At 69.8% G+C, this 18,646-nt stretch carries 19 protein-coding genes; 14 read left to right on the top strand and 5 right to left on the bottom strand.

What is annotated here, in order from left to right:
• Positions 1–103 precede the first annotated feature (103 nt).
• The gene (locus tag AS25_RS08140) at positions 104–826 is read left to right on the top strand and encodes a FadR/GntR family transcriptional regulator (protein ID WP_035964141.1); all 723 of its coding nucleotides are present in this window, start codon (positions 104–106) and stop codon (positions 824–826) included.
• 339 nt (positions 827–1,165) lie between these two features.
• Here the strand turns inward: AS25_RS08140 and AS25_RS08135 are convergent, their stop codons facing one another.
• Positions 1,166–1,888: a response regulator transcription factor gene (locus tag AS25_RS08135; RefSeq protein WP_253270517.1), complete on the bottom strand. Its 723-nt coding sequence runs from the start codon at positions 1,886–1,888 to the stop codon at positions 1,166–1,168.
• 46 nt (positions 1,889–1,934) lie between these two features.
• Between AS25_RS08135 and AS25_RS08130 the strand changes: the two genes are divergently transcribed.
• From AS25_RS08130 to AS25_RS08120, 3 genes are read left to right on the top strand one after another with little or no spacing between them, the layout of a single operon-like run.
• Positions 1,935–2,129 carry a hypothetical protein gene (locus AS25_RS08130; RefSeq protein WP_035964137.1) on the top strand — a complete coding sequence of 65 codons (195 nt, stop codon included), beginning with the start codon at positions 1,935–1,937 and terminating at the stop codon, positions 2,127–2,129.
• 50 nt (positions 2,130–2,179) lie between these two features.
• Complete coding sequence (locus AS25_RS08125) at positions 2,180–3,310, top strand: sensor histidine kinase (protein WP_035964135.1); 1,131 nt, start codon at positions 2,180–2,182, stop codon at positions 3,308–3,310.
• On the top strand, positions 3,307–3,651 hold the full coding sequence (locus AS25_RS08120; protein ID WP_035964132.1) for an MGMT family protein: 345 nt from the start codon (positions 3,307–3,309) through the stop codon (positions 3,649–3,651). The genes AS25_RS08125 and AS25_RS08120 overlap by 4 nt, the downstream gene beginning before the upstream one ends.
• 154 nt (positions 3,652–3,805) lie before the next feature.
• Here AS25_RS08120 and AS25_RS08115 read toward each other — a convergent pair whose 3' ends face one another.
• The gene (locus AS25_RS08115) at positions 3,806–4,777 is read right to left on the bottom strand and encodes a phosphoribosylaminoimidazolesuccinocarboxamide synthase (protein WP_035964130.1); all 972 of its coding nucleotides are present in this window, start codon (positions 4,775–4,777) and stop codon (positions 3,806–3,808) included.
• Positions 4,774–6,141 carry a phosphoribosylamine--glycine ligase gene (purD, locus tag AS25_RS08110; RefSeq protein WP_035964128.1) on the bottom strand — a complete coding sequence of 456 codons (1,368 nt, stop codon included), beginning with the start codon at positions 6,139–6,141 and terminating at the stop codon, positions 4,774–4,776. The genes AS25_RS08115 and purD overlap by 4 nt, the downstream gene beginning before the upstream one ends.
• A gap of 71 nt (positions 6,142–6,212) precedes the next feature.
• Between purD and AS25_RS08105 the strand changes: the two genes are divergently transcribed.
• The 5 genes from AS25_RS08105 to purM all read left to right on the top strand — a co-directional run bounded on the left by AS25_RS08105 (position 6,213) and on the right by purM (position 10,872).
• Positions 6,213–7,214 (top strand): asparaginase, encoded by a 1,002-nt coding sequence (locus tag AS25_RS08105; protein ID WP_035964127.1) that lies wholly within the window; start codon positions 6,213–6,215, stop codon positions 7,212–7,214.
• A gap of 26 nt (positions 7,215–7,240) precedes the next feature.
• Entirely contained in the window at positions 7,241–7,606 is a 366-nt protein-coding gene (locus AS25_RS08100; RefSeq protein WP_035964124.1) for a sterol carrier family protein, read from the top strand.
• Between the two features lie 213 nt (positions 7,607–7,819).
• Positions 7,820–8,161, top strand: a complete 342-nt coding sequence (locus tag AS25_RS08095; protein WP_035964202.1) for a magnesium transporter — start codon at positions 7,820–7,822, stop codon at positions 8,159–8,161.
• Positions 8,162–8,173: 12 nt separating this feature from the next.
• On the top strand, positions 8,174–9,715 hold the full coding sequence (gene purF / locus AS25_RS08090; RefSeq protein WP_035964122.1) for an amidophosphoribosyltransferase: 1,542 nt from the start codon (positions 8,174–8,176) through the stop codon (positions 9,713–9,715).
• On the top strand, positions 9,712–10,872 hold the full coding sequence (gene purM / locus AS25_RS08085) for a phosphoribosylformylglycinamidine cyclo-ligase (protein WP_035964120.1): 1,161 nt from the start codon (positions 9,712–9,714) through the stop codon (positions 10,870–10,872). The genes purF and purM overlap by 4 nt, the downstream gene beginning before the upstream one ends.
• Before the next feature lie 120 nt (positions 10,873–10,992).
• Here purM and AS25_RS08080 read toward each other — a convergent pair whose 3' ends face one another.
• Positions 10,993–11,193 carry a DUF3073 domain-containing protein gene (locus AS25_RS08080; protein WP_035964118.1) on the bottom strand — a complete coding sequence of 67 codons (201 nt, stop codon included), beginning with the start codon at positions 11,191–11,193 and terminating at the stop codon, positions 10,993–10,995.
• Positions 11,194–11,460: 267 nt separating this feature from the next.
• Between AS25_RS08080 and AS25_RS08075 the strand changes: the two genes are divergently transcribed.
• A complete protein-coding gene (locus AS25_RS08075; RefSeq protein ID WP_084118091.1) occupies positions 11,461–13,347 on the top strand; it encodes a BCCT family transporter in 1,887 nt (628 codons plus the stop codon).
• Positions 13,348–13,398: 51 nt separating this feature from the next.
• Here AS25_RS08075 and clpB read toward each other — a convergent pair whose 3' ends face one another.
• Entirely contained in the window at positions 13,399–16,089 is a 2,691-nt protein-coding gene (gene clpB / locus AS25_RS08070; RefSeq protein ID WP_035964117.1) for an ATP-dependent chaperone ClpB, read from the bottom strand.
• Positions 16,090–16,324: 235 nt separating this feature from the next.
• Here clpB and AS25_RS13820 point away from each other — a divergent pair, with 235 nt between their 5' ends.
• From AS25_RS13820 to AS25_RS08050, 4 genes are all read left to right on the top strand, one after another.
• Complete coding sequence (locus AS25_RS13820; RefSeq protein ID WP_052160822.1) at positions 16,325–17,158, top strand: ATP synthase subunit B family protein; 834 nt, start codon at positions 16,325–16,327, stop codon at positions 17,156–17,158.
• On the top strand, positions 17,155–17,625 hold the full coding sequence (locus AS25_RS08060) for a phage holin family protein (protein ID WP_035964116.1): 471 nt from the start codon (positions 17,155–17,157) through the stop codon (positions 17,623–17,625). The genes AS25_RS13820 and AS25_RS08060 overlap by 4 nt, the downstream gene beginning before the upstream one ends.
• Positions 17,622–18,245 carry a DUF3618 domain-containing protein gene (locus AS25_RS08055; protein WP_035964115.1) on the top strand — a complete coding sequence of 208 codons (624 nt, stop codon included), beginning with the start codon at positions 17,622–17,624 and terminating at the stop codon, positions 18,243–18,245. Before AS25_RS08060 ends, AS25_RS08055 begins: the two co-directional genes overlap by 4 nt.
• Before the next feature lie 161 nt (positions 18,246–18,406).
• On the top strand, positions 18,407–18,640 hold the full coding sequence (locus AS25_RS08050; protein WP_035964113.1) for a hypothetical protein: 234 nt from the start codon (positions 18,407–18,409) through the stop codon (positions 18,638–18,640).
• Positions 18,641–18,646 lie beyond the last annotated feature (6 nt).

The following is an 18,646-nucleotide window of genomic DNA, read 5'->3' as shown; positions in this document are numbered from 1 at the left end:
GGCTCAGCACGCCATGGCACCCGCAACCCTGTGGGCACAGTGAGGAGCCCGGTCCGGCGGCACCTCGCCGCAACGGACCACGGACCCGCCCCGAGAGGAATCAATGAGCACCACCCCCGCCTACACCCTCGTGCTGGACTGGCTCGAACACCAGTTGCGCACGGGCGGGCTGCACGTGGGCGACAAGCTCCCCGCCGAACGCGCGCTCGCCGAGGACTTCGGCATCTCCCGGGCGTCGGTACGGGAGGCCGTGCGGATCCTCGCGGCCATGGGGCTCGTACGGACGGCCACGGGCTCGGGCCCGCAGTCCGGGGCCTCCGTTATCTCGGACCCCTCCGCGGCGCTCGGCTGGGCCCTGCGGATGCACATTGCCACCCGTTCCTTGCCGGTCGCGGACGTGGTGGGCACACGCGTGCTGCTGGAGAGCCACGCGAGTCTTGAGGCGGCGTCGTCGACCGATCCGCACCGGGACGAGATCCTTGCGCAGGCCGGCGAACTGCTCGACCGCATGGACGACCCCGAGGTGAGCGACGCCGAGTTCCACGCGCTGGACGCGCAGTTCCACGTGCGCCTCGCATCCCTGAGCGGGAATGTGGTGCTCGAGACGATCATGGCGTCCCTGCGCGAGGCCACGATCGGGTACGTCCAGGAGACGGTCGCGAAGGTCACGGGCTGGCCGGAGATCCGCGCGCACCTGCAGCAACAGCACCGCGCAATCCTGCGCGCGACCACCGAACGCGACGGCGCCCTGACCGCGCGCCTGCTGCGCGAGCACATCATGTGGTTCTACGGCTTCGTGCCGGATGCGACCGGCACGGCCGACTAGCACCGAGCCGAACAGGGAAAAACCCCGGCGCCTCCTGGCCGGGAGGCGCCGGGGTCAGGCTTGCATCCGCCCTGGCCCGCTGACGCGACGGAGGACCTCGGAACTGCACGCGAGGTGATCCAGGCCTCGCGGAGCTCTGTCACAAGGGGGTACGAGGACCCCCGCCGCGAGTTCAGCGGTCCGCTCCTACTCGGGGCCGCACGCCGTACACTCGCTCGACCCCCGTGGAGCGGTGGACATCTCTTCCGATGTCCACCACTAACTGTGCCGTACCGGGGACCCGCGCCACCATGGCCATTCGGCCAGTCTTCGAGCGTGAACCTGAAGGTAACCTGGGAATCAGGTCAGGCGGGGGTACCGCTCGTCGTCCAGCTCGGGATGCACGAGGCCCCACTGGATGCCCGAGATCAGCACCTGGACCCGATCCCGCACCGCGAGTTTCTCGCACAGATGGGACACGTAGGCCTTCACACTGCCGTGCGAGACGGACATGCGCTCGGCGATCTCATTGTTGTTGAGCCCCTTGGCGATCCACTCGAGCGTTTCGAGTTCGCGCGGCGAGAGCTTGGGCGCGTCCGGGTGGGGTCCCCGGGGTGCGGGTTCGACGGCGCCGGCCGCCGCCGCGCGCAGGTGACCGCGGCGCACGGAGGGCACCGGGACGTCCCCCAACACGTTGTTGGCCAGCGAGCTGGCCACGGACGGGGACAGCGCGAGTTCGTCCTCGCGGATCAGGCTCACGGCGGAGACGATCTCGTCGTGCCGGGCGTCCTTGACGAGGTACCCGGAGGCCCCCGCGCGCAGAGCGGGGACCACGTACTCGAGGGTCGAGAACGTGGTCAGCGCGAGCACCTTGGTCTCCGGACACCGCTGCACGATCTCGCCGGTGGCCTCGATCCCGTCCATGCCCGGCATGCGGATGTCCATGAGCACCACGTCAGGGCGCAGTTCGAGGCACGTGGCCACGGCCTCCGCACCGTCCGAGGCTTCCCCCGCGACCTCGAAACCCGGCTCCGCGCGGAACAGGTTCGCCAGGGCGTCGCGCATGAGCGGATGATCGTCCACCAAGAGAAGCCTGCACAAATCCATGGCCTGATCATAAACTGAGCGCATGACTGAGAACTCGTCCCCCGTGACCACCACCACATCGACCCGCGCACGCTGGGTGCGCACCGCGACCGCCGCCCTCCTGAGCGGCGCCCTCATCCTCAGCGCCGCGCCCGCGCACGCGGCGTCCCCCATGGTCCCGCGCGGCCCCACGAACGTGATCTGCCACTACTGGCCCGTTCTCTGCCCCAACCGGTGATCCCGGGGGGTTCCGTTACCGGGGTCGACCCCACCCCTCGTTCCGGTGGCATGCCGAGTTGGCTGCGCATCGTCGTGGTGCTCTTCGCCGCGGTGGCGCTGCTGGACGACCTGCGCGCCATGCCGTGGTCGTTCATGTCCCCGGTGGCCGCCGTGCTCTCGGGCAGCTTCCTGGTCCTGAGCTACGGTTCCGTGGCACTGCTCGCGTGGTCCCCCCTCGCGAGCGCCGTGGCCATCACGTTCTCGTACGTGTTGGCCACGGTGTTGCATGACTACGCCCTGGCCCTGCTGTGCGCGTGCGTCGTGCTCGTCGCGGTGCTCACCACGCTCTCCCGCGGGGTCGCGCTCGCCCACCTGGCCGTGACCGCCACGTGGGTGGTGGTCTCCGCGGGGGTGCTGCGCAACTCCGACTTCGTGTGGACCGTGGGCATCCCCCTGGGCGTGTCCGCGCTGATCGGCGCGGCCGTGCGGTTCTTCCTGACCCAGTACCGACTCAACACCCGCCGGCTCGCGGTCATGGAGGCCACCCACCAGCGCCTACGCGAACAGGAACGGCTCGCCCTGGCCCGCGACCTGCACGACGTGGTCGCCCACGAACTGACGCTCGTGACCATGCAGGCCGCGGGGTCCCACCGGCAACAGGACCCCGGGGAACTGCATCGCACGATCGACACCATGGACTCCGCCGCCCGTTCCGGGCTGCACGAGCTGCGCACGCTGCTGCACATCCTGCGGGACTCCCCCGGCGCCCCGGACGAGCGCGACAGCAGTTCCGGGCTCACCACGGGATCCCTGTACGGCGTGGCCCGGGCGCTCGCGGCGAGCCTCGAACGCGCCGCGTTGAAGCCGGAGCTCGAACTGGGTGACGGCCTGGACGAGATCCCCACGTCCATCCGCGGCACCGCGGCCCGGGTGCTGCAGGAGGCCTCGACCAACATAATCAAGTACGCGCCCACGGGTTCCCGGTGCGCCCTGCGGGTGTTCGTCCGGGACGGCGCCGTGCACGTCCACGCCGAGAACCAGATCCGCCGGGGTGCCGGCACCGACTCCGGGCGCAGGGAACTGACCTCCGCGTTCGGGCTGCGCGGCATCCAGGAACGGGTCGCCCTGCTCAACGGTCAGGTGGAGTACGGTCCGCGCAATGCCGTGTGGCACCTGGACGTGCGGATCCCGGTCGCGTGAGCGACACCCCGGACGGCCCGCGGACCGGGACGGACGCGGTCGAGGCCGTGCGCGGCGTCGTCGTCGCGATCCCACCGGGCGCGGTACTCAGCTACGGGGACGTCGCGGAACTCGCGTGGTTGAGCACCCCGCGGCTCGCGGCCCGGATCATGGCGCTGGGCATGGCCGGGGCGGACGTCCCGTGGTGGCGCGTGGTGCGGGCGGACGGCACGCTGCCCGACCACCTGCAGATCACCGCGCGGGAACACTACGAACGCGAGGGCACCCCGTTGCGGGAGACCGACGCCCACTGGGTCCGCGTGGACATGCGCGCCGCGCGCTGGGACGGCCGGGTACCGTAGCATCGGCGCGCCGACACGTCAGTCGCGAAAGACCGGGATCCTCCGTGACCCGCAACCCGACCGGGCCGGCGCTCGGCGGGATCGGTACTCCGACCGGGTCGGGGCCCGGCGGGACCAGCACTGCCGCCGGAGGAGTACCCGGCGGGAGCAGGGATCAGTACTCCGGCGGGCCGGCGACCTCGAAGAACGGGCCGCGCGCGTCGAACACGCGGCCCGTGAGCCGCTCGTACGCCTCCACGTAGCGCTCGCGCGTCTTGGCCACGACCTCCTCGGGCAGCTCGGGCACGGGGCCCTGACCGTCCCACCCGGAGGCGTCCGAGCGCAACCAGTCCCGTACGTACTGCTTGTCGAAGGACGGTTGCGGGCGCCCCGGCTTGTACGTCTCCAGGTCCCAGAACCGTGAGGAGTCCGGGGTGAGCACCTCGTCGCCCAGGGTGATGGCCCCGCGGTAGGAATCCAGGCCGAACTCCACCTTGGTGTCCGCCACGATGATCCCGCGCTCCCGGGCGATCCGTTCGGCGCTCGAGTAAATCTTCAGCGAGAGCTCCCGCAGCCGGTCCGCCACGGAATTGCCCACCACGTTCGCCATCTCCTGGTACGTGATGGGCTCGTCGTGCTCCCCCAGCTCGGCCTTGCCCGTGGGGGTGAAGATGGGCTGCTCGAGCCGGTCGCCGTCCTCGAGGCCCTCGGGCAGCTCGATCCCGCACACCGACCCCGTGGCACGGTAGTCCTTGAGCCCGGAACCGGTGAGGTAACCGCGCACGATGTTCTCCACGGGGAACATGGACAGGTTCTTGCACACGACCGCGCGTCCGCGCACGGACTCGTGCACGTCCGTGGTGAGGATGTGGTTGGCGATCCCGTCCAGCTGCTGGAACCACCACAGGGACAGCTGGGTGAGGATGACACCCTTGTCCGGGATGGTGGTGGGCAGCACCTGGTCGAACGCGGAGATCCGGTCGCTCGCGACCACGAGCACGGCGCCCGCGCGGTACTCGGCGTCGTCGTGGATCGCCACACCCGTGGCGCTCAGACGTGATTCGTCCGGGACGTAGAGTTCCCGGACCTTCCCGGAGTAGACGTGCTTCCAGCCCGGGATCTCGCGCGGTGTGCCGTGCTCGCTCATGCCTGCTCCTCTGCTGTGGTCGCTGTGGGCGCCCCGGCGCGACCCTGCGTCCCGCCCGGGACGTCCGTGGTGCCCGGGTGCGGTGCGCCCCCGGGGACCGTGATCCGTCCCTCGGACGCGGCCAGTGCGATGTCGGTGCGGTAGTGCGATCCGGGGAGGGTGATGCGCTCCATCCCACGATAACCACGCTCGCGCGCTTCCCGCAGGTCCGCCCCGCGGGCCACGACGGCGAGCACCCGCCCGCCCGCCGAGACGAGCTCCCCGGCGGCGTCACGGTCCGTGCCTGCGTGGATGACCCACGTGTCCGGATCCTCGGCGGCCTCGGCCAGCCCGGTGATCACGTCACCCTTGCGCGGGGCGCCCGGGTAGTTGTGTGCCGCGAGCACGATGGTCACGGATGCGCCGGGCGCCCACTGCAGCTCCTCGCGCTCCGCCAACCGGCCCTGCGCGGCGTCGAGCAGCAGTTCACCCAGCGGCGTCTCGAGCATGGCCAACACGGACTGGGTCTCGGGGTCGCCGAAGCGCGCATTGAACTCGATGACCTGGACGCCGCGCTCCGTGACCGCCAGACCGCAGTAGAGCACCCCCACGAACGGGGTGCCGCGGCGGCGCAGTTCGTCGATCACGGGGCGGGCCACGCGGCGCACGACCTCGTCCGTGAACCCCTCCGGCAGCCACTCGAGCGGCGTGTAGGCGCCCATGCCGCCCGTGTTGGGGCCCTGGTCACCGTCGCGGACACGCTTGAAGTCCTGGGCGGGTTGCAGCGGGACCACGTTCTCGCCGTCGCTGAGCACGAACAGGGACACTTCCGGGCCGTCCAGGAACTCCTCGACGACCACGGCGCCGCCGGCGTCCAGGCATTCGCGCGCGTGGGCCTCCGCACGGTCCCGGTCGGACGTGACCACCACGCCCTTGCCCGCGGCCAACCCGTCGTCCTTGACCACGTACGGGGCACCGAATCGCTCGAACGCCGCGCGCACGTCCGCGAGGTCGGCCGTGGCCACCGAACGTGCGGTGGGCACACCGGCCGCCGCCATGATCTCCTTGGCGAACGCCTTGGAGCCCTCGATCCGCGCGGCCTGCGCGGACGGACCGAACACGGGGATCCCCGCCCGGGTGAGGGCGTCCGCGACACCTGCGACGAGCGGGGCCTCCGGTCCCACGACCACGAGGTCCGCGTTCAGCTCCCGTGCCAGCGCGACCACGGCGTCCGGGTCCTGCGCGTTGAGCGGGTGCACCGGGACGTCCTGCGCGATCCCCGCGTTACCGGGTGCGCTGTGCACCTCGCTGACGTTGGGGTCCCGCAGCAAGGACGTGATCATCGCGTGTTCGCGGCCACCTGGGCCCACCACCAAAACCTTCACGCGCTCAGCGTATCGGCCGCTCCCCCCGCCCGGGCAACGATTGCGCGGGCCGCGCTGCCATACTGGGGGGTATGCAGACCTTCAGCTCGGACCAGGCCGTGGAACTCGCCGTGGTGCAACGCAGCGGCTTCGTGGAGTCCCGGCACAGCGGATCCGCCGTGGTGCTGGCCCCGGACGGTTCCGTGGCGTTCTCCGTGGGCGCCCCGGACGAGGCGATCTTCCCGCGCTCCACCCTCAAGCCGTTCCAGGCGATCGCCGCGATGAAGGCCGGGGCCCCGCTGCGCGGCGAGCAGGTGGCGATCGCGGCGGCGTCGCACACCGCCACGTTCGACCACCTGGACGCGGTCAGCTCGATCCTCAAGGCGGCCGAGCTGGGCCCCGAGGCCCTGCAGTGCCCGCCGGACTGGCCCCAGGACGAGGACACCCGCGCGTGGTTGATCCGCACCGAGCGCGGCCGCAACCGCATGTGCATGAACTGTTCGGGCAAACACGCGGCGTTCCTGCTCGCGTGCGTGACCAACGGCTGGCCCATCGATTCCTATCTGGACCCCGAGCACCCGCTGCAGCAACTCGTGATCGAGACCATCGAGGAGTTCTCCGGCGAGCGCGCGCAGCATCTGGGGGTGGACGGCTGCGGCGCACCGCTCACGGCGATCACCCTCACGGGGTTGGCGCGCATGTACTCCACGCTGGGACGCGCCGCGCGCAACATCCAGGCGGACGCCCGCGCCGCGACCGTGGCCACGTCCATGCTCGACTACCCCGAGTACGTCCAGGGCCCGGGGCGCTCGAACACCGTGGTCATGGAGGAACTGGACGTGATCACCAAGCTCGGCGCGGAGGGCGTGCTGGGGCTGGGCACCCGTTCCGGGTGGTCCGTGGCCATCAAGATGCTCGACGGCTCCTCGCGCGCCAACTCCCTCGTGGGCCTCACGCTGCTCGCGCACGCGGGTGCCATTTCCCGGGCCGACGCCGATCGCGTCCTCGAACGCGTCACGCACCCGATCACCGGGGCCGGGCGGCCCGTGGGGGCCATCGAGCTCGCCGAACCGCTGCGGGACCTGCTGGGCTGACGGTCCGACGATCCGAGAGGTGGGACATGACGATCCGACGCAAGGTGGACCCGGCGGACGGCAGCCTCGCGCTCGCGCGCTGGCGTGACGCCCCCGATGCTGCGGACCGTCGCACCACGGCCACCGCGGTGCGCTATTGCCTCGAGGAGCTCGCGAGTCGCGCGGAGGGCAATTCCGTGGAGGTGCGCGTCCCGCCCTTCGGGGTGACCCAGTGCGTGCCCGGACCTCGGCACACGCGCGGCACCCCGCCCAACGTGGTGGAGACCGACGCCGCCACGTGGCTCGCGCTCGCGACCGGCCGCGCACGGTGGGCGGACAGCGTGCGCGAGGGCAGCGTGGCGGCGTCGGGAACGCGCACCGACCTCAGCGCGTGGCTCCCGCTGTTCGGCTGACGCATCACCGACGCACCACCGACGCACCACCGGCGACGGTGCGCCGACCCGCGGCGCGGCGCGGGGACGCCCCCGGGGCGTGCGCCCGCGGCGTCGTCCCGCATTCGTCCCGATGCCGTACACGCGGTGCATCGGGAACTCCCAGTGGATCGCAAGTCCTCTCCGGGCCCGCTGTGGCCCGCGCACGCCCGGACGCGCGATAACCTGGAGACCATGAGTTCCGCCGATCCAGAGACTCCCGCGCCCGCCCCGCAGCCCGGTTCCGCCACCGAGCGGATGACGGTGCGCCGCGCCCCGAACATGATCGCGTTCCTGATCACGGGTGCGGCCGTCGGGGCCATCGCGGGGCTGCTCGTGGGAGCACTGGGTCCCGGATCGCTCGCCTACACCCGCGGGGCCATCATCGGGTTCTTCCTCATGACGTTCCTGATCGTGGGCGCGACCGTGGGCGCCGTAGTGGCACTCGTGCTGGACCGGATCTCCCTCAAACGCTCCCGGCACGTGAGCGCGGAGGTCCGGGATCTTCACGGGACGGACGAGCGCCCCGGCACGTGAGACACTGTCTGCGTGGTTCGAGCTGACGGAAAACTCTCTCACGACCTTCTGCCCGGAGAAAAAGGCCCCCAGGACGCGTGCGGCGTGTTCGGCGTGTGGGCCCCGGGGGAGGACGTCGCCAAACTGACGTACTACGGCCTGTACGCGCTGCAGCACCGCGGGCAGGAGTCCGCGGGCATCGCGACGTCCGACGGGGAACGGATCTCGGTCTACAAGGACATGGGGCTCGTGTCCCAGGTCTTCGACGAGACCACGCTCAACACCCTCAAGGGGTACCTGGCCGTGGGACATGCGCGCTACTCCACCACGGGTGCGTCCCACTGGGCCAATGCCCAGCCCACCCTGGGTGCCACCCCGCACGGCACGCTCGCGCTCGCGCACAACGGCAACCTGACCAACTCCGCCGAGCTCTACGACCTGCTGCTCGACAAGTCCGGGTTCCCGTCCCGGGGTGAGATCGCCCGGGGCAACACCACGGACACCGCGTTGATCACCGCGCTGCTCGCGGAGCACCCCCTGAACTCGCTCGAAGAGGCGGCCATGATGCTGCTGCCCCGGCTCGTGGGGTCCTTCTGTCTCACGTTCATGGACGAGGCCACACTCTACGCCGCGCGCGATCCCCTGGGCGTGCGTCCCCTCGTGCTGGGCCGACTGGAACGCGGCTGGGTCGTGGCCTCCGAGACCGCTGCGCTGGACATCGTGGGCGCCTCCCTCGTGCGCGAGGTGGAACCCGGTGAGTTCATCGCAATCGACGAGAACGGCCTGCGTTCCCGCCGCTTCGCGGAGGCGAAGCCCGCGGGGTGCGTGTTCGAGTACGTGTACCTGGCCCGCCCCGACACCACGATCGCCGGGCGCTCCGTGTACGAGTCCCGCGTGGAGATGGGCCGACAACTCGCGCGCGAGCACGCCGTGAACGCGGACCTCGTGATGCCCACCCCCGAGTCCGGGACCCCCGCCGCGATCGGATACGCGGAGGCCTCGGGCATCCCGTTCGGACACGGACTCGTGAAGAACTCCTATGTGGGCCGCACGTTCATCGAGCCCTCGGACACCATCCGTCAGCTCGGGATCCGGCTCAAGCTCAACCCCCTGCGTTCGATCGTGGCGGGCAAGCGCCTGGTGGTCGTGGACGACTCGATCGTGCGCGGCAACACCCAGCGGGCCCTCGTGCGCATGCTGCGTGAAGCGGGGGCGGCGGAGATCCACGTGCGGATCTCCTCCCCGCCCATCAAGTGGCCGTGCTTCTACGGCATCGACTTCGCGTCCCCCGCGGAGCTGATCGCCAACGGGCTCGCCGTGGAGGACGTCCGCGCCTCCCTGGGCGCCGATTCCCTGGGGTACATCTCCGAGGAGGGGATGATCGAGGCCACCGCCCGCCCCCGTCCCACCCTGTGCACCGCGTGCTTCTCGGGTGAGTACCCCACGGCCCTGCCCAAGGCGGACCGGCTCGGCAAGTCCGTGCTGGAATCCCCCGGGGCCCACGCGGAACCCTCCGAGGACCTCGTGGACCCAGCACCGCGCACCGACACCGCCCACGAGGAGACCACCGCATGAGCCAGTCCCGAGCCCACGGCACGGAAGCCGTCACCTACGCGAGCGCGGGGGTGGACGTCGAGGCCGGGGACCGCGCCGTCGAACTCATGAAGTCCGCCGTGAAGGCGACCCACACGTCCGGCGTGGTGGGCGGCGTGGGCGGCTTCGCCGGGCTCTTCGACGTCTCCGAGCTCACGGGCTACCGCAAGCCCTACCTGGCCACGTCCACGGACGGCGTGGGCACCAAGGTCGCGATCGCCCAGTCCCTGGACGTCCACGACACCATCGGGTGGGACCTCGTGGGCATGGTCGTGGACGACATCGTGGTCGTGGGCGCCAAGCCGCTGTTCATGACCGACTACATCGCGACCGGCAAGGTGGTCCCGGAACGCATCGCGGACATCGTGCGGGGCATCGCCGCGGCGTGCGAGGCCGCGGGCACCGCCCTCGTGGGCGGAGAAACCGCCGAGCACCCCGGGCTGCTGGGCGTGGACGAGTACGACGTCGCCGGTGCGGCCACCGGCGTGATCGAGGCGGACGAACTGCTCGGCCCGCAGCGCGTGCGCGACGGGGACGTCGTGATCGGCATGGCGTCCTCCGGACTGCACTCCAACGGGTACTCCCTGGTGCGCCGGGTCATCAACGTGGCCGGGTGGCAGCTGGACCGCCAGGTCGGCGAACTGGGCCGGACCCTGGGCGAGGAACTGCTCGAACCCACGCGCGTCTACGCCGCGGACGTCCTGGACCTCGCACGGGCCTTCCCCGTGAACGGCCCGGACGGCACCACGGGCCACGGCGTGCGCGGTTTCTCCCACGTGACCGGCGGCGGCCTCGCGGCCAACCTGGCCCGTGTGCTGCCCACGGACCTGCAGGCCACGGTGGACCGCTCCACGTGGTCCCTGCCGCCCGTGTTCCAGCTCGTGGCGCAGCTCGGTCAGGTGCCCCTGGCGGACCTTGAGCGCACGCTCAACCTGGGCGTGGGCATGGTCGCGATCGTGGATCCCGCCGTGGCCGACGCCGCCGTGGCCCACCTCACCGAACGTGGGCTGCCGTCCTGGATCATGGGCCGCGTGGGTCCCGTGGACCCGGACGCCTCCCACCACGGCAGCGACTGGGTGCAGGGCGCCAAGGGCGTGGCCGGCGGCGGCGTGCTCATGACGGGTGACTACGCGCGCTGAGCGCACACCGGGCGCCCGCGACGCGGCGGTCACGCAAGGAACCGCCCACACGCTCGTGTGGGCGGTTCCTTGCTCTGCTGGTCACGATGACGACGCCGCCGCGGTGGCGCGGCGAGCGGATCAGTCGTAGTCCGAGTACTTCTCCGCGTAGGTCGAGTAGTCGTCCTCGTCCTCGGGACGTTCCTCGTGATCCACGGCTCGGGAGGACGGTTTGCTGCTGCGCAACTCCCGCTGCAACGCCGAATAGTCGGTCTGCGGGCTGAAGTACTTCATCTCCCGCGCCTGTCGTGTCGCCTTCGCCTTTTGACGGCCGCGCCCCATGGCGTGACCCCCTCTGCGTCTCGTGTCCGATCGGCGGTACCGTGTTGAGCACACAGTACGGCCCCGGAGTGTCTTGTCAGTTTTTCGTGTGTCCAGGGTACATGTTTTGCACGCTTCTCGCGCACCCGCACCGCGTGCGTCCACCCCGGGCCGATCCGGGGCCCTCACGGCGTCGTTCCAGGAGTCTCCCGGCCCGAATCCGGCCGGTACAGTGAAACCGCCCCGGCGGCGCAGTCCGCACATTCCCCGCACCAGAGCAGGTTCGCCATGAGTTCATCCCCGCGGAAGGTCCCGCCCTCCGAGAGTCCGTATCCCCATGACACCCACCCGGGCCTGGTCCCCGGGGTCTCGGTGGAGGAACAGCGGGTGCGCTACCGCACGGACAAGATCACGTTCGGGGTGGCCGGAGCACTGATTGTGGGGTTCGTGGTGTGGGGTGCGGTCTCCACCGAATCGCTCACCGCGGTGTCCAAGGGCGCACTGGACGCGGTGGTGACCTACGGCGGATGGGTCTTCACCCTGTTGGCCGCCGTGATGCTGTTGTTCCTGCTCTTCGTGGGCTTCTCCCGCTACGGCCGGATCCCCCTGGGCAAGGACGGCGAGGAACCGGCGTACTCCATGGGGTCGTGGATCGCCATGCTCTTCGCGGCGGGGATGGGCGTGGGGCTCATCTTCTTCGGCGTCTACGAACCCGTCACGTACTACATGACGCCTCCCCCGGGACGCGCCGCGGCGGAGAGCTACCACGCGATGCACTCCGCACTCGCGCAGACCATCTTCCACTGGGGACTGCAGGCGTGGGCCATCTACGCGCTCGTGGGGGCGGCCGTGGGCTACGCGGGCTACCGCCGCGGGCGGCCCCTGCTGATGTCCGCGATCTTCGGCCAGCGCGCGCACCTGAGCGTGGGCGGGCGGCTCATCGACATGTTCGCGATCGTGGGCATCCTCTTCGCGACCTCCGCGTCCCTGGGGCTGGGCACGCTGCAGATCGGCCGCGGTCTGCAGATCATCACCGGTCTCGGTGAGGTAGGCAACGCGGTGCTGATCGCGATCATCGCCGTACTCACGTGCGTGTTCCTGATCTCCGCGGTCTCCGGCGTGGCCAAGGGGATCCGCAGGCTCTCGAACTTCAACATGGTGCTCGCTGCCGTGGTCGCGTTCTTCCTGTTCGTGGCGGGCCCCACCGTGTTCCTGCTGAACTTCATACCCTCGGTCGTGGGCACGTACTTCGGTGAGATGTTCCAGATGCTGTCCCTCTCCGCGTCCTGGGGCACGGAGGCCGAGGAGTTCATGCGCTCGTGGACCCTGTTCTACTGGGCGTGGTGGGTCTCGTGGGCGCCGTTCGTGGGGGTGTTCGTGGCCCGCATCTCCCGCGGGCGCACCCTGCGCCAGTACGTGAGCGTGGTGCTGCTGGCGCCCACCGTGATCTGCGTGCTCGCGTTCTCGGTCTTCGGCGGCACCGCCATCTGGTTGCAGCGCGACGGCGTGGACATCGCGGGTGCCGCGTCCCCCGAGGACATGCTCTTCCGAGTCCTGGACGCCCTGCCGTTCGCGCAGATCACGCCCATCGCGATCATCGTGCTGCTCGCCGTCTTCTTCATCACGTCCGCGGATTCCGCGACGCTCGTGATGGCGTCCATGTCCCAGCAGGGCAAGCCCGAACCGGACCGGAAGATCATCATCTTCTGGGGTGTGGCCCTGGCCGGGGTGTCCTCCGTGATGCTCGCCGTGGGCGGGGCGAACGCCCTGCAGGGTCTGCAGGACCTCGTGACCGTGGCGGCGCTGCCCTTCGCGGTGATCCTGCTGGCCCTCATCCCGGCGTTCCTGCGGGACCTCTCCACCGATCCCATGAGTCTGCGCCACCACTACGCGCGCACCGCGCTGGACAACGCCGTGCGCCAGGGGATGGACGAGCACGGGGACGACTTCGCGCTCGAGGTCCGCCACCAGGAGGGCCCGGCCGCCGCCGGTCACGACGTGGACTCCACGGGCGAGCGCATGAGCTCGTGGTACCAGCGCACCGACGAGAACGGTCAGCCCGTGGAGTACGACTACCGTCAGGACACCTACGTGGACGAGCGGCCGGCCGCGGGCGAGAGGCCCACCGTGGATGAGCGGTCGCCCCGGAACGGACGACCGCCCGAGCAGCACTAGGCTCCTCGGGCGGTCGCGGTCACCGCGGACGCATCCGCGGTGGCCGGGGTGTCACTCGTCGATGATCTCCGCGTCGACGACGTCGTCGCCGCTGTCCCGCGCCGCGGCGTCGTGGGCGTGCGCGGCGTCGTCGTCCTGCGGGTCGTCGCCGTGCGAAGCGGTGACAGTCAGGCCGTCCTGGGCGACGTCCGGGTTGACGTCCACGAGCACGGTGTCCCCGTCCGTGATGGCGCCGGAGAGCAGACCGCGCGCCAAGCGGTCACCGATCTCGCGCTGCACGAGCCGACGCAGCGGGCGGGCACCGTAGGCGGGGTCGTAGCCCGTGATACCCAGCCACTCGCTAGCCCCGGGCGTGACCTCCAGGGACAGGCGCCGCTGCTCGAGACGGTGCGCGAGCTGGGCCACCTGGATGTCCACGATCTTGGCCAGATCCTCGGTGCTCAGCGGGTCGAACATGATGATGTCGTCCAACCGGTTGAGGAACTCCGGCTTGAACGAGGCGTTGACCACGCCCATCACGGCGTTCTTCTTGGCCTCCTCGTCCATGGTGGGATCCACCAGGAACTGGCTGCCCATGTTCGAGGTCAGGATCAGGATCACGTTGCGGAAGTCCACCGTGCGGCCCTGCCCGTCGGTCAGGCGACCGTCGTCCAGGACCTGCAGCAGGATGTCGAAGACCTCGGGATGGGCCTTCTCGACCTCGTCGAGCAGCACCACCGAGTACGGACGACGCCGCACGGCCTCGGTCAGCTGCCCGCCCTCGTCGTAGCCCACGTACCCCGGAGGGGCACCGACCAGGCGTGAGACAGAGTGCTTCTCCGAGTACTCGGACATGTCGATGCGGATCAGGGCGCGCTCGTCGTCGAACTGGAAGTCCGCGAGGGACTTGGCCAGCTCGGTCTTACCCACGCCCGTGGGACCCAGGAACAGGAACGAGCCGATGGGGCGGTCCGGGTCCGAGATCCCCGCGCGGGAACGCCGTACGGCGTCCGCGACCGCACTCACGGCCGGCTTCTGCCCGATCAGGCGCTTGCCCAGCAGCTGCTCCATGTGCAGCAGCTTGTCGGACTCGCCCTGCAGCATCTTGCCCGCGGGGATACCGGTCCACGCGGAGATCACCTCGGCGATGTCGTCCGCGGTAACCTCCTCCGAGACCATGGTGTCATGCCGGGCCCCGGCCTCCTCCTGCGCCTGTGCGGCGTCCAGGTCCTTCTGCAGAGCCGGGATCTCGCCGTACAGCAAGCGGGAGGCCTCCCCCAGGTCACCGTTGCGCTGGGCGCGTTCGGCCTGCGAGCGCAGGTCGTCGATCTGCGCCTTGAGGTCACCCACGCGGTTGAGTCCGGCCTTCTCGGCCTCCCACCGCGCGTTGAGGGCATCCAGCTCGGCCTCCTTGTCCGCCTTGTCCTGGCGCAGAGCGGCCAGACGTTCGACGGACGCGGGGTCTGTCTCCCCGTCCAGGGCCAGTTCCTCCATGGTCAAGCGGTCCACGGAACGGCGCAGCTCGTCGATCTCCTCCGGGGCGGAATCGATCTCCATGCGCAACCGGGACGCGGCCTCGTCAATCAGGTCGATGGCCTTGTCCGGGAGCTGACGGCTGGGGATGTAACGCTGGGACAGTTGAGCGGCGGCAACGAGGGCCGAGTCCGCGATCTGCACCTTGTGGTGCGCCTCGTAACGCTCCTTCAACCCGCGCAGGATCGCCACGGTGTCCTCGACCGAGGGCTCCCCCACGTAGACCTGCTGGAACCGACGCTCCAGGGCGGCGTCCTTCTCGATGTTCTCGCGGTACTCGTCCAGCGTGGTGGCACCGATCAGGCGCAGCTCACCGCGGGCCAGCATGGGCTTGAGCATGTTGCCCGCGTCCATGGACCCCTCGGACGCACCCGCGCCCACGACCGTGTGGATCTCGTCGATGAACGTGACGATCTGACCCTCGGACTTCTTGATCTCGTCCAGGACGGCCTTGAGGCGTTCCTCGAACTCCCCGCGGTACTTGGCGCCGGCCACCATGGACCCCAGGTCCAAGGAGATCAGGGTCTTGCCGCGCAGCGACTCGGGTACGTCCCCGGCCACCATGCGCTGGGCGAGGCCCTCGACCACGGCGGTCTTACCCACACCGGGCTCACCGATCAGCACGGGGTTGTTCTTGGTCCGGCGCGAGAGCACCTGGACCACGCGGCGGATCTCCGAGTCACGCCCGATCACGGGATCGAGCTTCCCCTCGCGGGCGATCGCCGTGAGGTCCGTGCCGAACTTCTCGAGGGATTGGAAGGTCCCCTCCGGGTCCGGGCTGGTGACCCGGCGGTCACCGCGCACCTGCGGGATGGCCTGTGCGAGCGCCTCCGTGGTCACGCCCGCAGCCTGCAGCGCCTCGGCGGTCTTGTCGCGTCCCGCGGCCAGACCGTAGAGCAGGTGCTCGGTGGAGACGTACTCGTCCTTGAGTTCACGCGCGTAGTTCTCCGCAGCCTGCAGTGCCTGCAGCGCGGTGCGGCTCAGCTGGGGCTGGGCCGTAGAGGTCCCGGATGCGCTGGGCATCTCGTGGATGATGTTGCTCGCCTTGATGGACACGGCGTCCGCGTTGGCACCGGTGGCCTGTAGGACGGCGACGGCCACGCCGTCGCGCTGGTCCATGAGCGCCTTGAGGACGTGGGCGGGCTCGATGTTGGGGTTGCCCGCGGTCGCGGCGTTTGACGCTGCAGCGCTCAGGGCTTCTTGGGACTTGGTCGTGAACTTGGTGTCCACGGCGGCTCCTTCCGACGGTAATGATGACGTTGACTTCAGCTAACTTGAGTCTACTACGCTCAACCACGTGACGGAAGCCCGATATTCCGCTCAACGCGGAATAATTTGTCACTCCATTTTCCGTTCCGCATCTTCGGTCTAATCGGGTGGAAATGAATCATCGAATGCTCTTACCAGTCCCCCGATAATCTGTAACCTTATTGAGTCGACCACATGTTGTAGGAAAGGTGCCACTATGAGCAACAACAACGATCAGCGTCGAGCTGGTCAACAAACCCACTCCCAGGGTTCCACCGAGGTCCCGTCCAAGAAGGACGTCGCCGCGGAATCCGGCAAGGTCGAGGCGCAGCAGCTCAAGAACGAGGCGGCTGGATCCGGCCGCCGCGTGAAAGAGACCGCCAAGGAGCAGGCCGTCGCCGCCAAGGACGAGGCCATGGGCCAGGCGCACGACCTGTGGGGCCGCCTCAAGGAGGACCTGCAGGGCTACGTGGGCCCGCAGCAGGAGCGCCTCGCATCGACCGTCCGCTCCGTGAGTGACGAGGTGGACGCCATCTCCCAGGGCAAGAAGCCGGAGACCGAGTACGTCAGTGGCCTGCTCGGCAACGCCTCGGGCACCGTGAACTCCCTCGCGTCCTCGCTGGAGAACAAGGACCCGCAGCAGCTACTCGGTGACGTACGCCGCTTCGCCGCCCGCCGTCCCGGGACCTTCCTGGCCATCGCGGCCGGCATCGGTCTGCTCGCCGGGCGCGCCACGCGCAGCGCCAAGGACAGCGACGAGATCGGCAACGACCACCACGACACCGTCGCCCGCACCCAGGCACCCGCGTACGGCACCCCCAGCACGGGTGACACGTACGCGTACCGCAACGACACCCGTGGCGAGGGCACCCGCACCTACACCGACCGGGTTCCCGGCACGGTCTACCCGGATCAGCGCGACGCGCAGGTTCCCGGCACCACGTACCCCGGACAGGGCGACACCCAGGTCCCCGGCACCACCCAGCCCGGACAGGGCAACGCCCAGGTCCCCGGCACCACCTACCCCGGACAGGGCGGTGAGCGTCGATGAGTCACCCCATTCCCCCGTCGGAACCCGAACAGCGGGCGGAGCACGAGTCGCTCGGTGAGATGTTCAAGTCCCTGAGCACCAACCTGACCACCCTGATCCAGCAGGAGATCGCGCTGGCCAAGGCCGAGGCGAACGTGGCGATCCAGAAGGCCACGGACTCCGCCAAGGTCACCGGTAAGGGCGCGGGACTGTTGGGTGGCGCCGGTGTGGCCGGCCACTTCGTGCTCCTGTTCCTGTCCCTGGCCCTCATGTGGGCCCTGGGCAACCTGGTGGGTCTTGGCTGGTCCGCCGTGATCGTGGCGGTCATCTGGGCGATCATCGCCGCGATCCTCGCCGCGGTGGGCAAGAAGAACCTGGGCCGCGGCAAGCGCAAGATGGCCCAGGCCACCAAGGACCCGCTGCCCCGAACCCGCGAAACCGTCAGCGAAATCCCGGATACCGTGAAGCCTTCCAAGGAGACCCGATGAGCCAGCAGAACCCCGATCAGATCCGCGCCGACATCGAAGCCACTCGTGCACGCCTGAATGCGGACGTGGACGCCGTGGCGGAGAAGGTGACCCCGGAAAAGGTGGTCGACCGTCAGAAGAGCAAGGCCCGCCACAAGATCCAGGACGTCCGTGAGTCCATCATGGGCTCCGCCGAGGACGCCCGGGACACCGGCCGCGACCTTCGTGACGAGGCCTCCCACCGCATGGACCAGGCCGGCGAGGCCATCAGCAACGCCCCGGCAGCCGCCCGGGCCAAGACCCGTGGCAACCCCATGGCCGCGGGCCTGATCGCCCTCGGTGCCGGTTGGTTGATCGGCTCCCTGCTGCCCTCGAGCCAGAAGGAGCAGGAGCTCGTGGCCGAGGCCGCCGACCGTGTCCAGCCGCACCTGCAGAGCGCCATGGATTCCACCAAGGAAGCCGCGCAGGAGATCGCGGACAATCTGAAGGAACCGGCCAAGGAGGCTGCGGAGTCGGTCAAGCAGACCGCGCAGTCCGGCGCCCAGGAGGTCAAGGAGCAGGGTCAGCAGGAAGCCGGCCAGCTCAAGGGCTCCGCGCAGGAGCACGCCAAGAACGTCAAGGACGACACGCAGCGGGCCTGATCCGCTCGTGAACTCACCCGAGGGCCCCTGACCGGGAACGGTCAGGGGCCCTCGGGCCGTTCTCGCCGGTTTCTCGGGCATGATGGAGGTGGAGCGCTCAAGCGCTCCCAGAGCTCTCGCACCCGCAGCTCTCCCACCCGCAGTCCCCGAAGGAACCCGCCGTGGACACCGATTCACCGTCCGATGAGACCACCCCGCGCAAGCCGAGCCGGCTGCAGCGTTTCAACAAGCTGGTGATGCGCTTCGTGGGCCCAGCCAACCGCAGCTCCATGAACCTGCGGGGCAACACCGAGATGACCCCCGAGGCCCAGGACTGGTACCGCAACCTCCAGGACGACTACGAGATGGTCAGGGGTTCCGACGGCCGCAGCTATCTGCGCCGTCGTGATCGCTAGCGCCCG

Source organism: Kocuria marina, from assembly GCF_000786655.1.
Classification (GTDB): Bacteria; Actinomycetota; Actinomycetes; order Actinomycetales; family Micrococcaceae; genus Kocuria; species Kocuria marina_A.
This window is presented reverse-complemented; position numbering and strand designations above follow the sequence as displayed.

Coding starts and splice junctions, on each gene's coding strand:
- AS25_RS08140 (WP_035964141.1), top strand. CDS start 104: ATGAGCACCACCCCCGCCTACACCCTCGTGCTGGACTGGCTCGAACAC.
- AS25_RS08105 (WP_035964127.1), top strand. CDS start 6,213: ATGCAGACCTTCAGCTCGGACCAGGCCGTGGAACTCGCCGTGGTGCAA.
- AS25_RS08055 (WP_035964115.1), top strand. CDS start 17,622: ATGAGCCAGCAGAACCCCGATCAGATCCGCGCCGACATCGAAGCCACT.
- AS25_RS08130 (WP_035964137.1), top strand. CDS start 1,935: ATGACTGAGAACTCGTCCCCCGTGACCACCACCACATCGACCCGCGCA.
- AS25_RS08125 (WP_035964135.1), top strand. CDS start 2,180: ATGCCGAGTTGGCTGCGCATCGTCGTGGTGCTCTTCGCCGCGGTGGCG.
- AS25_RS13820 (WP_052160822.1), top strand. CDS start 16,325: ATGAGCAACAACAACGATCAGCGTCGAGCTGGTCAACAAACCCACTCC.
- AS25_RS08060 (WP_035964116.1), top strand. CDS start 17,155: ATGAGTCACCCCATTCCCCCGTCGGAACCCGAACAGCGGGCGGAGCAC.
- AS25_RS08075 (WP_084118091.1), top strand. CDS start 11,461: ATGAGTTCATCCCCGCGGAAGGTCCCGCCCTCCGAGAGTCCGTATCCC.
- purM (WP_035964120.1), top strand. CDS start 9,712: ATGAGCCAGTCCCGAGCCCACGGCACGGAAGCCGTCACCTACGCGAGC.
- AS25_RS08095 (WP_035964202.1), top strand. CDS start 7,820: ATGAGTTCCGCCGATCCAGAGACTCCCGCGCCCGCCCCGCAGCCCGGT.
- AS25_RS08115 (WP_035964130.1), bottom strand. CDS start 4,777: ATGAGCGAGCACGGCACACCGCGCGAGATCCCGGGCTGGAAGCACGTC.
- AS25_RS08100 (WP_035964124.1), top strand. CDS start 7,241: ATGACGATCCGACGCAAGGTGGACCCGGCGGACGGCAGCCTCGCGCTC.
- AS25_RS08080 (WP_035964118.1), bottom strand. CDS start 11,193: ATGGGGCGCGGCCGTCAAAAGGCGAAGGCGACACGACAGGCGCGGGAG.